Here is a 13,407-nt window from a genome sequence, read left to right on the forward strand (position 1 = left end):
GACCGTGGGACCGCACCGTGAGCACGCACTGGGAAACGAGGAAGAACTGACATGGACGAGTTCGACTATGTTGTGGTCGGTGGCGGAACGGCAGGCGCCGTGGTGGCAGCCCGGCTGACCGAGGACCCGAGCGTCAGCGTCTGCGTCCTGGAGGCCGGACCTTCCGACGTCGGTGACGACAACATCCTGCGACTCGACAAGTGGATGGGGCTGCTGGAGTCCGGCTACGACTGGGACTACCCGGTGGAGCCGCAGGAGAACGGCAACAGCTTCATGCGCCACGCCCGCGCGAAGGTGCTGGGCGGCTGCTCCTCGCACAACTCCTGCATCGCCTTCTGGGCACCGGCGGAGGACCTCGACGAATGGGGCGCGCTGGGCTGCACCGGCTGGAGCGCCGCGGACTGCTTCCCGCTCTACCGGCGGCTGGAGACCAACGACGCGCCCGGCGACCACCACGGCCGCTCCGGCCCGGTCACCATCCGCAGCGTCCCGCCGAACGACCCGTGCGGTACGGCGCTGCTGGAGGCCTGTGCGGCGGCCGGTATCCCCACCACACCGTTCAACACCGGCACTACCGTGGTGCGCGGTGCGCACTGGTTCCAGATCAACGCCCGTGAGGACGGCACCCGGTCCTCCGCGTCGGTGTCCTATCTGCACCCGATCCTCGGCAAGCGGCCCAACCTCGAGGTGCGCACCGGCCTGCAGGCCAAGCGGCTGCTGTTCGACGCCGACAAGCGCTGCACGGGGGTGGAGTACCTGGCGCCCGACACCATCCACTCGCTGGAGGTCGGGGCGCGGCGCGAGGTGATCGTCGCCTGTGGGGCCATCGACTCGCCCAAGCTGCTGATGCTGTCGGGCATCGGTCCGGCCGGGCATCTCAAGGACTCCGGTGTGGACGTCCTCGCCGATTCCCCGGGAGTCGGCTCCCACCTCCAGGACCACCCGGAGGGCCTGGTCATGTGGGAGGCGAAGCAGCCCATGGTCGCCACGTCCACCCAGTGGTGGGAGATCGGCATCTTCACCGACACCCAGGAGGGCCTGGACCGGCCGGACCTGATGTTCCACTACGGGCAGGTGCCGTTCGACCTGAACACCTACCGCTACGGTTACCCGACCTCCGAGAACGCCTTCTGTCTCACCCCGAACGTCTCCCGGGCCCGCTCGATGGGCACCGTCCGGCTGCGGACCCGCGATTTCCGGGACAAGCCGCGGGTCGACCCGCGGTACTTCACCGACGAGCACGACGTGCGGGTGATGACCCACGGGCTGCGTCTCGCGCGGGAGATCGTCGCGCAGTCCCCGATGGCCGACTGGGCCGGTGCGGAACTGGCCCCCGGTCCCGCGGCCAAGTCCGACGAGGAACTGCTGGACTACATCCGCAAGACCCACAACACGGTCTACCACCCGGCGGGCACCGTACGGATGGGCGCGGTCGACGACCCCGAGTCGCCGCTCGACCCGCAGCTGCGGGTGAAGGGTGTCACCGGGCTGCGGGTGGCGGACGCCTCGGTGATGCCCTTCCTGCCGGCGGTCAACCCGTGCATCACGACGATGATGATCGGCGAGAAGTGCGCCGACATGATCAAGTCATCCTGATCCCGGCAGTCGCCACCCCCCGGCACCTGTCGGCGCAGTCGTGTGACCGCGCTGTCAGGCGTCGGGGGAGGTGATCGCCCGCGCGGCGCTCACCTCCTGGCGGAGCGGGGCGAGGACCCCCTCCTCGTCCCCCGCCAGGTCGGCGCGGACCTCGACCAGCCGGTCCGAGCTCCGTACGCCGACCGCCAGCTCCCGCAGGTGGAACGCGACGGCTTCGACCTCGGCCGGCGCGGGGTCCGGTGCCCCGTGGTTGACGCGGACCCGGGCGGCGGTCGTCGCGTCGACGATCCGCTCGACGGCGACGACCAGCGGCCACCAGGCGGCGGCCCGGGTGCCGGTGGGCGGCGGTTCGGTCAGGGCGCGCTGGAACTCCGTGCGCACGGTGGACAGATCACGGTAGAGGCGGCGGCGCTGCCGGGTGCGTGAGGCATGGTCGGTGGCCGGTCCGAAGGCGGTCTCGACATAGTGCGCGGTGTCGTCGACGGCACTGGCGAGCCGGTCCCCGATACGGGTCTGCCAGCTCTCGGGCCACAGCAGATAGCCGGCGATCAGCGCGATGCCGCATCCGATGAGGCTGTCGACGAGGCGCGGGACCACCAGGGCGAATCCCTGGTGGTTGAGAACGTCGGAGAGCAGCAGGATCACCGGGGTGATGGCCGCCGTCTGGTAGGCGTATCCCTTCGCCGACGCGGCCGGGATCAGCGCCGCGAGCAGCACGACCACCGGCACGTCCCACCAGCCGCGCGGCACCTGGCTCAGCACGGCCGCCGCGGTGACCAGGCCCACCGCCGTACCGAGTGCGCGCAGCACGGCGCGGGAGAAGACCGAGCCGAAGTCGGGCTTGAGGACGAAGGTGACGGTGAGCGCGACCCAGTAGGAGCGGGGCACGGCGATCAGTGAGACCAGGCTCTGCGCGATGCCGATGCAGAGCGCGAGCCGCAGACCGTACCGCCAGGACCCCTCGGAGAGCAGCACATTGCGCGTCGCACGGCGGGCCCTGATGCGCAGCGCGGCCGGGAGGCCGAGGCGGTCGTCGACGTTGTACGGGTCGGGACCCGTCTCGTACACGACGGTGGCCGCGTGGCGGAGCGCGACGTCGACGGCCAGTTCGGAAGGCGCCTGCGCAGCACCTGCCGATGGGCGGTGGCCGGGTGACGGGCGGGCGGGTCCGTCCGCTTCGGGTGCCCCGAGGTCCGGCTTCCCCGTGGTGCCCGTCTCGACCGCGTCGGCCAGGTCCCGTACGGCAGCGGGGATTCCGGCGGGCAGTGGTGCGCCGTGCAGATGGGCGGCGGGCGCCGCCTCGACGAGCGGGATCAGCACGTTGAGCGCGGACAGCAGCCGTACGAACGGGCCGCTGCGACCGTGGGCGCGGGCGCGCCGGGCGAGGATCAGGTCGTACGACGTGTTGAGGGCCTGGGTGACCGCCTGCCGCTTGGCATCGTAGGTGTCCTTGCCCGCCGCTTCGAGAAGATCGGCCACCGCGCGGTAGGCGGCGGCGACGGCGGCTCGCTCGGGTTCCTGTCTGCGGAACGGCCAGGCGAGCAGGGCGAGGAACAGGACGAACAGGCCGCCGCAGGCGAGCAGCAGCGGGGCCTTCCACCACGGCCCCGGCAACGGGAGCCCGGCCCCGATCACCGAGTTCAGCAGAAGCAGCAACCCCGAGACGGAGGCCACCGCGCCGATGGTCGACATCATCCCGGAGACGAGCGCGATCAGTGTGAGCGCGCCGACCGCGAACCAGCCGTGACCGAAGACGATGGTGCCGAGCATGACGCCGAGGGTGCCGAAGAGTTGTGGCACGGCGATGTTGAAGACCCGCATGCGATAGGCGTCGGCGGTGTCGCCGATGACCCCGGACAGGGCTCCCATCGACACCAGCGCCCCGTACGCCGGCTGTCCGGCGGCCAGACCCACGGCGAGCGGCGCCGCCATGGCGATGCCGGCGCGGCAGACGGCGGGCCAAGGGATGGGTGCGGTCTGCGGGGTGAGTGTCCTGACCAGCCAGGCGGGCGGGGCGAGGCGGCTTTGCATGGGGCCATTATCGGTGTCCGGGCGCAGCCGCAGATCCGGGGGCTGTCGGGGGCCCGGTCCGGCCCGGACCGTTTGCGGGATGCCGGGGGGAAGTCCGGCACCCCGCTCGGGTCAGTGACCACCAGCTCCCGGTGCGGCGGCCACCAGTGCGGACCACTCGCGGTCGTGCTGGCCGGGCACTATGCGCCCGGCCTGGTGCCACTGCAGGGCGAGCGCGGCAAAGATCGGAGGCCCGTTCACACGAAGAACCGATTCTTCGGCCGTGCTGCCGCCTGTCCTCCGCCGCCGGCCGGTAGGAACCCCGGCCTCCTGGATCGCTGTCACGCCCCGACCAACGACCTCGTACCGGACAGGCAATCCCCCTCGGCCGCCCTTCACCCCACCGAGTGCACGACGCGCCGTGTGCATGACGCACCGGCACGCCCCTCGTACGGGTGATCGAGTTCCGGGTCGGCTCAGCCGCTGTTCGGCCGCGGCGGGCCGGTGCGGCCGACGGCGTGCAGCGAACCGAGGAGGGCGAGGGAGTCGGCGTTCGCACTGCCCGGCTCGGCGGTGCCGACCAGCAGATACTGTCCGGGCGCACTCTGGACGTCGAAGCTCTGGTACGTCAGCTCGATCCGGCCGACGTCCGGATGGTTGAAGACCTTGCTCTTGCTGCCCAGGCGCCGACGTTGTGGTGGTGCCCCAGCGCGGCGAACTCCTCGCTGTCGGCGAGGAGCTCATCGACGACGGCGGCGATCGCGGGGTCGTTCCGGTCGTATCCCGCGGCAAGCCGCAGCGCATCGACGGCGTCCCTCGCGACGGTCTGCCAGTCGGCGAAGAGTTCGCGGGCGGCAGGATCGTGGGAGAGCGAGCGGATCATGTCACGAGGTCGGTCAGCGGGGAGAGCAGAGCGTCGGCCAGCGCGTTCGCCGGCCATCATGAGCTGGACGTGACCAGCCTGGAGAGCATGCGATCGTTCGTCCGGGCCGCGCACGAGCAGCACGGTCGGGTCGACGTGCTGGTCAACAACGCGGGCGTCATCCCGCTGTCGACCCTCGGCGCCCTGAAGGTCGACGAGTGGAACCGCATGATCGACGGAACTCGGCACCTTCTCCAACCTCTGGACCGTGACCTTCGACCAGCGCGGGAAACGCAGCATGTCCGCATGTGGAACAACGAAGTCTGAGAGGGCGCGGCGTACAGTCGGCTCGGCGGTGCCGTGCTCGCCGGAATCCGGTGCCGCGGACGCTTCTGCCCTGACGACGCCGGTGCGAGGACCTCGATGAGAAAAGTCGTTCTGATGATGTCGGTCTCCCTCGACGGCTACTTCGAGGGGCCGAACCGCGAGATCGACTGGCATCAGGTCGACGAGGAGCTGCACCGCGACCTCAACGACCGGCTCAGGGTGATGGGCGCCTTCCTGAGCGGCCGGGTCACCTATCAGCTGATGGCCGAGTTCTGGCCGACCGCGGACCAGGACCCCGCGGCCGGCGAGACCATGGTGGACTTCGCCGGGATCTGGCGGGACATGCCGAAGATCGTGTACTCCCGGACCCTGGAGCGGGCGGACTGGAACACCACGATCGTGCGGGAGGTCGTCGCCGACGACATCCAGGCACTCAAGGCGCAGCCCGGCGGAGACCTGGTTGTGGGCGGGGCCGATCTCGCGGAGACGTTCCTGAAGCTGGACCTGGTCGACGAGTACCGCATCTACGTCCATCCGGTCCTCATCGGCAAGGGCAACCCCCTGTTCCGGGACACGGACACAATGCGGAGTCTCCGGCTCGTGGAGACCCAGGCCTTCGGTAACGGAGTCGTCCTGCTGCGCTACGAGCGGGCCTGACGCGGCGCGTTGTCCGAGCGCCCGGGCGGAGGGACCGCCGGTCGCTCCGTACGATCCGGCGGTCCCTCGGCCCCTGCTCGCGGTGTCCGATCCTGACGCCTGATCAGGCGACGCGGCTGACGCGGCGGACCGCGAGATACAGCAGCAGGGCGGCCAGCGCGACGAAGCCGATGTCGGCCGGCACCGAGGGGTTGTCGCGCGGGTCCTGGCCGAAGACGCGTACCTGTCCCGAATCCGAGGGCCGTCCGCTGACGCTGCTCACGGCGACCAAGCGCCCGGAGATCAGCGAGGCCGAGGTGCTGGCCGGGCTGCTGGGCGGCCGGACCCACTGATCTGCGGGTGGCCCAGGATCTGCTGGAAATCGTCCGAAGGGCCGGAGGGCGGCGTATGCGGGAGGAGGGGTCGGGTGTAGCGTGTGCTTACACGTGTAACTCAGGGGGTCGCGGGCCGGCCCGGGGCAGGAGAATCATGAAGCTCAACGTCCATGAACGCGGTGACGGCGACAAGGTCGCGCTGCTGATCCACGGCGGCATGTCGGACTACCGCACCTGGCACGCCGTGGAGGACGACCTGATCGCCCGCGGCTACCGCGTCATCGCTCCTGACCTGCGCGGACACGGCCTCAGCCCGCGGGGCGAGTACCGGCCCGAGCTGCTGGCCGACGACCTGGTGGAGAACCTGCCGACCGGCGCGGACGTCGCCATCGGCCACTCGCTCGGCGGTCTGTCCCTCGCCCTCGCCGCCGACCGGCTGCGGCCGGCCCGCGCGGTCTACTCGGACCCGGGCTTCCGGCTGGAGAACATGCCGCCGAACGCGTCGGCGTTCATGTTGGCCATGGTCGCGAACGCGACCGGCGACAGCGTGCGCACGATGAATCCGCGCTGGTCGGACGCCGACGTCGCGGCCGAGCTGGCGGGCTTCGCCCTCTTCGACCGTGACTTCTTCGCGCTCACCGAGAAGGGCACCGCCCTCGGATACCTGCCCGCGAGCGCCGTCGTGCCGTCGCTGGTGCAGCTGGCCGATCCCAGCTTGTGCATCAGCCCGGAGACCGCCGAGGAACTGCTGGCCAACGGGTTCGAGATCCGTACGGTCAAGGGTGCCGGACACTGCATCCACCGTGACGACTTCGCCGGCTTCATGGCGTCGCTCGACGGCTGGATCTGACCGCGACCGGGGACCGTCGATCGGGTGGTGAACGGGTCGGGGAGCGGTTCCGGCCCGTTCACCACCGCGTCCCGACCCGGCTCCGGCGCCGCTTTCTGTTTCCTGTTCCGGCTCCGGTCTCAGTGCACGGAGAGACCGCCGTCGACGAAGATCGACTGCCCGGTGACGTAGGCGGAGGCGCGGCTCGCCAGGAACACCGCGGCGCCCGCGAAGTCCTCGGCCAGGCCGTTGCGCCCCACCATCGTGCGGGCAGCCAGCGCCGCGACCTTCTCGGGGTCCGACGACAGCCGTTCGTTGAGCGGCGTCATCACGAACCCCGGCACGAGCGTGTTGCACGTGACGCCGAACGGCGACCACGCCTCGGCCTGCGACCGGGCCAGCGACTCCAGCGCCCCCTTGGAGACGCCGTAGGCGCCGCTCTGGACGAACGCCCGGTGGGCCTGCTGCGAGGTGATGTGGATGATCCGCCCGAAGCCCCGCTCGGCCATCCCGGGACCGAACCGCTGTCCCAGTAGGAAGGGAGCCTTGAGGTTCACCGCCATCGTGGTGTCCCACACCGCGTCGTCCAGCTCGCTCATCGGCGGCCGCAGGTTGATCCCGGCGCAGTTGACGAGAATGTCGGGCTCCCCGAAGACCGCGGCTGCCTCGTCGGCCGCCGTGCGGACTCCGTCGCCGGTACTCAGGTCCGCGCTCACCCAGGCCGCCCGGCAGTCGTCGGCAGCCAGCTCACCGACCGTGTCCGCCAGCTCCTTCTCCCGGCGCGACACGATCACGACGCTCGCCCCCGCGCGGGCCAGTGCCCCGGTGACGGCCCGGCCGATGCCGGAACTCCCGCCGGTCACCACGGCGACGCGGCCGTCCAGCGAGAAGAGGTCGGAGAGATATCCCTGCGAGATCATCCCAGCACCCTAGAGGGCGCACCCGCCCGGATGACGCCCGGGGCGGTTTCGATCGGGCGCGGTGAAGTCCGGTGAGGGTGTGGGGGTAGGCCTCTAGGGTGTGAGGCATGACGGGGAAGTGTCAGATCTGCGGAGCGCCGATCGAGGCCGGTAGGCGGTCCGGAAGGGCCGCGGTGTACTGCTCCCAGGCGTGCCGGCAGCGCGCCTACCGGGAGCGGCGGCAGCCGGCCGGGGTCCCGGCCGGGGAGCTGGTCACGGATATCGGGGACCGGGTGCGGCGGCTGCGGCTGGCTCCCGCACTCGCGTTCCACGCCGACGTCGAGTCGCTCTCGGCCCGCTTCGCACAGCTCCGGCGGCTGGCCCGCCAGGCGCGCGAGGAGTTCTCGACACCGGCACCGGCAACACCGGCACCGGCAACACCGGCACCGGCAACACCGGCACCGACAACACCGGCACCGACAACACCGGCGACTTCCGCCACAGCCGCGGAAAACGTCACACCCGGCCGCGTGACGATTCTCGACGAGGAGGGCTTCGCCGCGCTCACCGAGGAGCACCGGCGGGAGCTGCGGGTGCACTGCTACCGCCTGCTCGGTTCGTACGACGAGGCGGAGGACCTCACCCAGGAGGCGTTCCTGCGGGCCTGGCGGGCCCGCGAGACGCTCGCCGACGTGGGCAATCCACGGGCCTGGCTCTACCGGATCGCCACCAACGCCTGTCTGGACTTCCTGCGCAAGCACAACCGGCGCCCGACCACGTACGAGCCCGTGCCGGGCATGGACTCCGGTGACGGGCCTCCGCCGCCGCGACTGCCGTGGCTCCAGCCCTTCCCCGACGATCAGTTGCCCGAGACACCCGCACCCCAGCACGAGCCGGACGAGCAGGCGGTGGCGAGCGAGACCCTGGAGCTGGTCTTCCTGACCGCGATCCAGCAGCTTCCGCCACGGCAGCGGGCGGCCGTGATCCTGCGTGACATCGCCGGCTGGTCCGCCCAGGAGACCGCCGACCTGCTGGGCGGCAGCCTGGCCTCGGCGAACAGCGCCGTCCAGCGGGGCAGGTCCGCGCTGCGCGAGGCGCTGCCGGGGCGGCGCGAGGACTGGACGGCGGCGGAGCCGAGCGCCGAGGACATGGCGCTGCTGCAGGGCTACATGGAGGCCGCCGCCCGCTGCGACATCGATGCGATGACCGAGCTGGTGCGCGCGGACGCGGTGCTCACCATGCCCCCGAACCCCTTCTGGTTCACCACCCGCGAGGCGCTCTTCGCGTTCGTCCGGCCGAACCTGGATCCGGCGTCGCCGATGTTCGCCGGGTACTGGAGGCACCTGCCCGTGCACGCCAACGGCCAGCTCGCGGTCGCCGGCTATCTGCAGCGGCCCGGCACCAGCGTCTTCCGGGCCCAGCTGATCGACGTCCTGCGGGTGGAGGAGGGGCGGATCGCCGAGATCACCACGTTCGAGCCGCACCTGTTCACCGCGTTCGGGCTGCCGATGACCCTCTGACAAGACGGCGGGGGATGAGACGGCGACCGATGAGGCAGCGACCGATGAGTTTCCGCGTCGGGTACGTCGTACGGGGTGACGGGCGCACGGAGCGCCCCTGATCGAGGGAATGAGAACCATGCTGAAGAACAAGGTCGCGGTCGTCTACGGGGGAGCCGGCTCGCTGGGCTCGGGAGTTGCCAAGGCATACGCGGAGGCCGGCGCGCGGGTGTTCATCGTCGGCCGTACCGAGGCGACGCTGAAGAAGGCCGCCGCCGAGGTCGGCGCCGAGTACGACGTGCTCGACGCCCGTGACGAACTGGCCGTCGAGGCTCACGCGGCCTCGGTCGTCGAGCGGGCCGGCCGGCTGGACATCTCCGTCAACCTCGTGCCCAGGGGAGACTTCCAGGGCGTGCCGCTCATGGACATGACGCTCGAGGACTACACCCGGCCGGTCGTGCAGGGCATCGCCTGCCAGTTCATCACGGCGCGGGCGGCCGCCCGCCGTATGGTGCCGCAGGGCTCGGGCGTGATCCTGTCGCTGAACAGCGGGTCGGCCAACGGCAGCCCGATGATGGGCGGCACCGCCGCTGCCGACGGCGCGCTGGACGCGCTGATCCGCCAGTTCGCCCAGGAGATCGGTCCGTCCGGAGTCCGTGTCTGCGGGATCTGGACCGCCGGTGTCGCTGACAGCCTGACGCCGGAGAAGCTCGCCGCAGCGGGCGCGACCGGTATGGACGAGGCCGCCGTGCAGGGGCTGGTCGGACATCTGGACAGCATGCGGATGACGAAGCGCTCGCCGCGGATCGCGGACATCGCCGCGCTGGCGACGTTCCTCGCCTCCGACGCCGGGATCTCCATCACCGGCACCTGGGTCAACGCCACCGCCGGAATGTTCCCCAGCTGACCTGCTCCGACGGCCTCCGACGGACCTCCCGCAGCTGACCCTTCGCCGTTCGCGACGGCGGGGGTCAGAGGTGGGTGCGGCCCGGGGTCACCAGACCTGTCTCGTAGGCGAAGACGGCCGCTTGCGTGCGGTCGCGGAGCCGCAGCTTCTGCAGGATGCGGCCCATATGGGTCTTGATGGTCTGCTCGGCGAGGACCAGCGCCTCCGCCACCTCCGCGTTGGACAGCCCCTGGGCCACCAGCGCCAGCACTTCGGTCTCACGCGCGGTGAGTTCGGCGATCCGCACCTGCGCGGGCGGCCGCGAGGTGCCGCCCTGGCGGGAGAACTCGGCGATGAGGCGCATGGTGATGCCGGGGGAAAGCAAGGCCTCCCCGGCGGACACGATGCGGACGGCTTCGGCGAGTTGCATCCCGGAGGCGTCCTTGAGGAGAAATCCGCCGGCCCGCACGGTGGTGACCGTGCGGGCCGGCGGACAACACAACGGTCAGGAGCGGGCGGCTCCCCGGGCCGAGACGGCGACGTACTGCACGCGCATCGGATGGCCCGGTTCGGTGGTGGGCCCTGCGGGGGCGCCCAACGCGGCGGGGAGATTGCCGCCGACGGCCACGTTCAGGATCAGGAACAACCCGTGGTGCACGGCGTCGTCCCAGGTCCTGGGATCCATCTGGGCGGCCGTGACCTTGTGGTACTCGCGTCCGTCCAGGTACCAGCGCACCTGTTCCGCACCGGCGGCGAGGTCGACCTCGACCGCGTAGGAGTGGAATCCCGTCCGGCAGTCGGGGCAGGACCGGTCCCCCGATCCCAGTCCCTGGGGCTCCTTGCAGGGGCCGCCTTCGAGCGTGCCGCAGTGCATCGTCCCGAAGACGGAGTCACGGCCGTTGACGTTCTCCATGACGTCGAGCTCACCGATCGCGGGCCAGCCGGTGTAGCCGTTGCGCAGTCCGGAGCCCAGGGTCCAGAACGCCGGCCAGTAGCCGGCCGCTGCCGGTCCGGTGACGTCGGGCAGCGCGATCGATGCCTCGATCCGCAGGACGCCGCCGGGCGGTGGGGCGTAGTCGGAGCGCTTGGACTCGATGCGGCCCGAGGACCAGCGGCCGTTCCGCAGCCGGGGCACGATCTCCAGCGAGCCCTTCCCGTCCAGCCGGACGTTGTCCGTCGAATCGGTCATGGTCTCGATCTCCCCGGTTCCCCATTGCGCGGCCGGGCAGCCGGGATAGCAGGTGCCGAGGTCGTACTGCCACTTCGCGGCCGACGGGCGGCTGCCGGCCGGTCCGTCGAAGTCGTCCCTGAGGAGCTGGGTCCACCGGCCGGACGGCACCGCGTCGCGGTCGGGGAGGGCTCCCGCGTCCGTCAGCAGCCGCTCCAGCCGGGGCGCCAGTACGGTCGCGGCGACGTTGGTCAGATGCGCGTCGTCCCGGTACAGCAGGATCCGTTCCAGTACCGCCGGGCATTTGGCACCCGCTCCGGGGCACAGCACGGAGTTCATCTCGACGGCCCGCACGCCCGGCAGCCGGCCGGCCGCGATCGATGCCGCGAGCGGATCGGGCCACTGCGCGGTGGCACGGTCGAATGCGCAGGCGTCCGGGTCCTTGGTGTGTCCGGAGACGCAGGCGGGGATGTCCGTCCCGGGGATCGGGGTGTCCTGGATGTAGACGATGGGCACCCCGAGGGCGCGCAGCGGCGACAGGGTCTTCTCCCAGCCCGCCGTGAGGAGCTGCTGGTCGTCGGTGTAGCGGTTGAGGGACGCGACGACGACGAGTCTGGGCTTCGGACCCTGGCGCAGCCGGGACAGGCTGTCCGCGCGCCAGGTGTCGCACTCGGTGTACGTCCGGCCCAACTGTGGGTTCCTCAGCGTCAGTTGTGGCAGCGGGCAGCCCTGCTTCACCAGTTCCTGCAACACCCACCCGCGTTGGGCCGCGATGCCCAGCAACGGGGAGAACCACTGGCCGGCGTGCGAGTCGCCGAGCAGGACGATCCGGTCCGGGCTCGCGGTCGCGCCGAACAGGCAGGGCGGGCTGGTGGTCGCGGTGGGTGCCACCTCGCACCCGCCGTCCGGCGGGAAGTCCTTACGGGCCTGGACGGCGCCCGGTACCGGCGGGCCGTCCTTGAGCGGGGTACCGGTCCGCAGCAGCAGCGACCTGCCGTCGGCCGCGCCCGGCGGCAGTCCCTTCAGGTCGAACTCCGGAGCCGACGCGAGCAGATTCAGCGTTCCGGTTCCGACCACCAGCGCCAGGACCACCGGCAGGACGACCGCGGCGACCCCCAGCGCGAGTCCGCGCCGCGGGAATTCGGAGACGGTCCTGCTGCGGCGCAGCGGCTGTTCGATCCAGCGCATGGTCGCGAAGGCGGGCAGTGCGGACGCCATGGTCAGCGCAGCCCTGGCGGGCCAGCCGAGCGTTCCCAGCCGGGCCTCAGCGAGGACGAGCACCGGCCAGTGCCACAGGTAGAGGGTGTAGGAGAGGCGGCCGATCGCCCGCGGTATCCGGCCGCGCAGGATCCGGCCCACGCCGTACGCGGTCGCGCCGTCCGTCGCGTCCGCGTCGCCGGTCCCCGCCAGGATGACCGCGGCGGTGGCGAGCGTCGGCACGAGCGCGGCGTATCCGGGGTACGGCGTCCCGCCGTCGTAGCGCACCACGCACCACACGATGGCCGCGGCTCCGGCCCACCCGCACACCGGACGTATCGCTGACAGTCCGCGCAACCGGTGCCACGGGGTCAGTGCCAGCAGCGCCCCGACCCCGAACTGCCAAGCGCGGGACGGCGTTCCGAGGTATGCCAGGGAGACGGAGGTGTGCGTCCAGTGCAGTGCCAGGAGGAACGAGCCGAGCGTCAGCAGTGCGGTGACCGCGAACACGGCCGACCGCACGGCCCGACCCCGGCGGGACGTCCTGAGCACCGCGAAGACGATCAGGGCGAGCAGTGGACCCCAGAACAGATAGAACTGCTCCTCCACGGCGAGCGACCAGAAGTGGAGCAGCGGGCTCGGATCGCGTCCCGCGGCCAGATAGTCGGTCTGCTGGGAGACGAAGCGCCAGTTGGCGGTCGACAGTGCGGCGGCCAGTACGTCGTACTCCAGGTCGGTACGGCGCAGCGGGACGGTGAGCCAGGCGGCGGCCAGCGCGGTCGCGCCGAGGACCACCGCCGCCGAGGGCAGCAGTCTGCGGGCCCGGCGGGAGAAGAACTCCCCGAGGCGGATGCGGCCGGTCGTGGCCGCCTCACGGATCAGCAGCCCGGTGATCAGATAGCCGGAGATGACGAAGAAGATGTCCACACCGACGAACCCGCCGGTCAGCCCGGGCAGTTCGGCGTGGAAGGCGAGCACCGCGAGGACCGCCGCGGCGCGCAGGCCCTCGATGTCGGGGCGGAAGCCGGGAGCGGGTGGCCTGGACCCGGTCGTTCCGGCTTTCCGGAATCGGTTTCCAGCGGAGCCCGCCCCGGGTGTCGGACGGCCGGCGCGGTCGGCGGTTTCCGGATGTCGGTCCGGAAGCGTGGTGGAAGGCATGGGTG

The 13,407-nt window shown here is 71.3% G+C and carries 9 protein-coding genes and 4 pseudogenes; 7 read left to right on the plus strand and 6 right to left on the minus strand.

The window, feature by feature from the left end; all coding sequences use genetic code 11:
- Positions 1 to 51 precede the first annotated feature (51 nt).
- Positions 52 to 1,596 carry a GMC family oxidoreductase gene (locus tag C6N31_RS18725; protein WP_138351408.1) on the plus strand — a complete coding sequence of 515 codons (1,545 nt, stop codon included), beginning with the start codon at positions 52 to 54 and terminating at the stop codon, positions 1,594 to 1,596.
- A 54-nt stretch (positions 1,597 to 1,650) separates the two neighbouring features.
- Here the strand turns inward: C6N31_RS18725 and C6N31_RS18730 are convergent, their stop codons facing one another.
- Positions 1,651 to 3,627 carry an FUSC family protein gene (locus C6N31_RS18730; RefSeq protein ID WP_138351409.1) on the minus strand — a complete coding sequence of 659 codons (1,977 nt, stop codon included), beginning with the start codon at positions 3,625 to 3,627 and terminating at the stop codon, positions 1,651 to 1,653.
- A 455-nt stretch (positions 3,628 to 4,082) separates the two neighbouring features.
- Positions 4,083 to 4,489, minus strand: a pseudogene (locus tag C6N31_RS46095) (MmyB family transcriptional regulator).
- Between C6N31_RS46095 and C6N31_RS18745 the strand changes: the two are divergent.
- Positions 4,409 to 4,705, plus strand: a pseudogene (locus C6N31_RS18745) (SDR family NAD(P)-dependent oxidoreductase); the annotation flags it as partial. The pseudogenes C6N31_RS46095 and C6N31_RS18745 sit on opposite strands and share 81 nt — an antisense overlap.
- A gap of 186 nt (positions 4,706 to 4,891) precedes the next feature.
- On the plus strand, positions 4,892 to 5,452 hold the full coding sequence (locus C6N31_RS18750) for a dihydrofolate reductase family protein (protein ID WP_198357873.1): 561 nt from the start codon (positions 4,892 to 4,894) through the stop codon (positions 5,450 to 5,452).
- A gap of 103 nt (positions 5,453 to 5,555) precedes the next feature.
- On the opposite strand, the gene C6N31_RS18755 is transcribed toward C6N31_RS18750, so the two are convergent.
- The gene (locus C6N31_RS18755) at positions 5,556 to 5,714 is read right to left on the minus strand and encodes a hypothetical protein (protein ID WP_198357874.1); all 159 of its coding nucleotides are present in this window, start codon (positions 5,712 to 5,714) and stop codon (positions 5,556 to 5,558) included.
- A 206-nt stretch (positions 5,715 to 5,920) separates the two neighbouring features.
- Between C6N31_RS18755 and C6N31_RS18760 the strand changes: the two genes are divergently transcribed.
- A complete protein-coding gene (locus C6N31_RS18760; RefSeq protein ID WP_138351411.1) occupies positions 5,921 to 6,616 on the plus strand; it encodes an alpha/beta fold hydrolase in 696 nt (231 codons plus the stop codon).
- Between the two features lie 119 nt (positions 6,617 to 6,735).
- Here the strand turns inward: C6N31_RS18760 and C6N31_RS18765 are convergent, their stop codons facing one another.
- Positions 6,736 to 7,515: an SDR family NAD(P)-dependent oxidoreductase gene (locus C6N31_RS18765; protein WP_198357875.1), complete on the minus strand. Its 780-nt coding sequence runs from the start codon at positions 7,513 to 7,515 to the stop codon at positions 6,736 to 6,738.
- Positions 7,516 to 7,705: 190 nt separating this feature from the next.
- On the opposite strand from C6N31_RS18765, the pseudogene C6N31_RS46100 reads away from it, so the two are divergent.
- From C6N31_RS46100 to C6N31_RS18775, 3 genes and pseudogenes are all read left to right on the plus strand, one after another.
- Positions 7,706 to 7,945: pseudogene (locus C6N31_RS46100) on the plus strand (hypothetical protein); the annotation flags it as partial.
- 79 nt (positions 7,946 to 8,024) lie between these two features.
- Positions 8,025 to 9,014: an RNA polymerase subunit sigma-70 gene (locus C6N31_RS18770; RefSeq protein WP_368860182.1), complete on the plus strand. Its 990-nt coding sequence runs from the start codon at positions 8,025 to 8,027 to the stop codon at positions 9,012 to 9,014.
- 118 nt (positions 9,015 to 9,132) lie between these two features.
- Positions 9,133 to 9,900 (plus strand): SDR family NAD(P)-dependent oxidoreductase, encoded by a 768-nt coding sequence (locus tag C6N31_RS18775; RefSeq protein ID WP_198357877.1) that lies wholly within the window; start codon positions 9,133 to 9,135, stop codon positions 9,898 to 9,900.
- 64 nt (positions 9,901 to 9,964) lie between these two features.
- Here C6N31_RS18775 and C6N31_RS18780 read toward each other — a convergent pair.
- Both C6N31_RS18780 and C6N31_RS18785 read right to left on the minus strand, forming a co-directional pair.
- A pseudogene (locus C6N31_RS18780) lies at positions 9,965 to 10,342 on the minus strand (response regulator transcription factor); the annotation flags it as partial.
- Positions 10,343 to 10,384: 42 nt separating this feature from the next.
- Entirely contained in the window at positions 10,385 to 13,402 is a 3,018-nt protein-coding gene (locus C6N31_RS18785) for an acyltransferase family protein (protein ID WP_198357878.1), read from the minus strand.
- Positions 13,403 to 13,407: the final 5 nt, after the last annotated feature.

Origin of the sequence: Streptomyces fildesensis (assembly GCF_016107395.1) — a bacterium.
GTDB lineage: Bacteria > Actinomycetota > Actinomycetes > Streptomycetales > Streptomycetaceae > Actinacidiphila > Actinacidiphila fildesensis.

Bases quoted from the DNA above. Each gene is read 5' to 3' on its own strand.
- C6N31_RS18785 (WP_198357878.1), bottom strand. From the start codon at position 13,402: ATGCCTTCCACCACGCTTCCGGACCGACATCCGGAAACCGCCGACCGC.
- C6N31_RS18750 (WP_198357873.1), top strand. From the start codon at position 4,892: ATGAGAAAAGTCGTTCTGATGATGTCGGTCTCCCTCGACGGCTACTTC.
- C6N31_RS18765 (WP_198357875.1), bottom strand. From the start codon at position 7,515: ATGATCTCGCAGGGATATCTCTCCGACCTCTTCTCGCTGGACGGCCGC.
- C6N31_RS18725 (WP_138351408.1), top strand. From the start codon at position 52: ATGGACGAGTTCGACTATGTTGTGGTCGGTGGCGGAACGGCAGGCGCC.
- C6N31_RS18730 (WP_138351409.1), bottom strand. From the start codon at position 3,627: ATGCAAAGCCGCCTCGCCCCGCCCGCCTGGCTGGTCAGGACACTCACC.
- C6N31_RS18775 (WP_198357877.1), top strand. From the start codon at position 9,133: ATGCTGAAGAACAAGGTCGCGGTCGTCTACGGGGGAGCCGGCTCGCTG.
- C6N31_RS18760 (WP_138351411.1), top strand. From the start codon at position 5,921: ATGAAGCTCAACGTCCATGAACGCGGTGACGGCGACAAGGTCGCGCTG.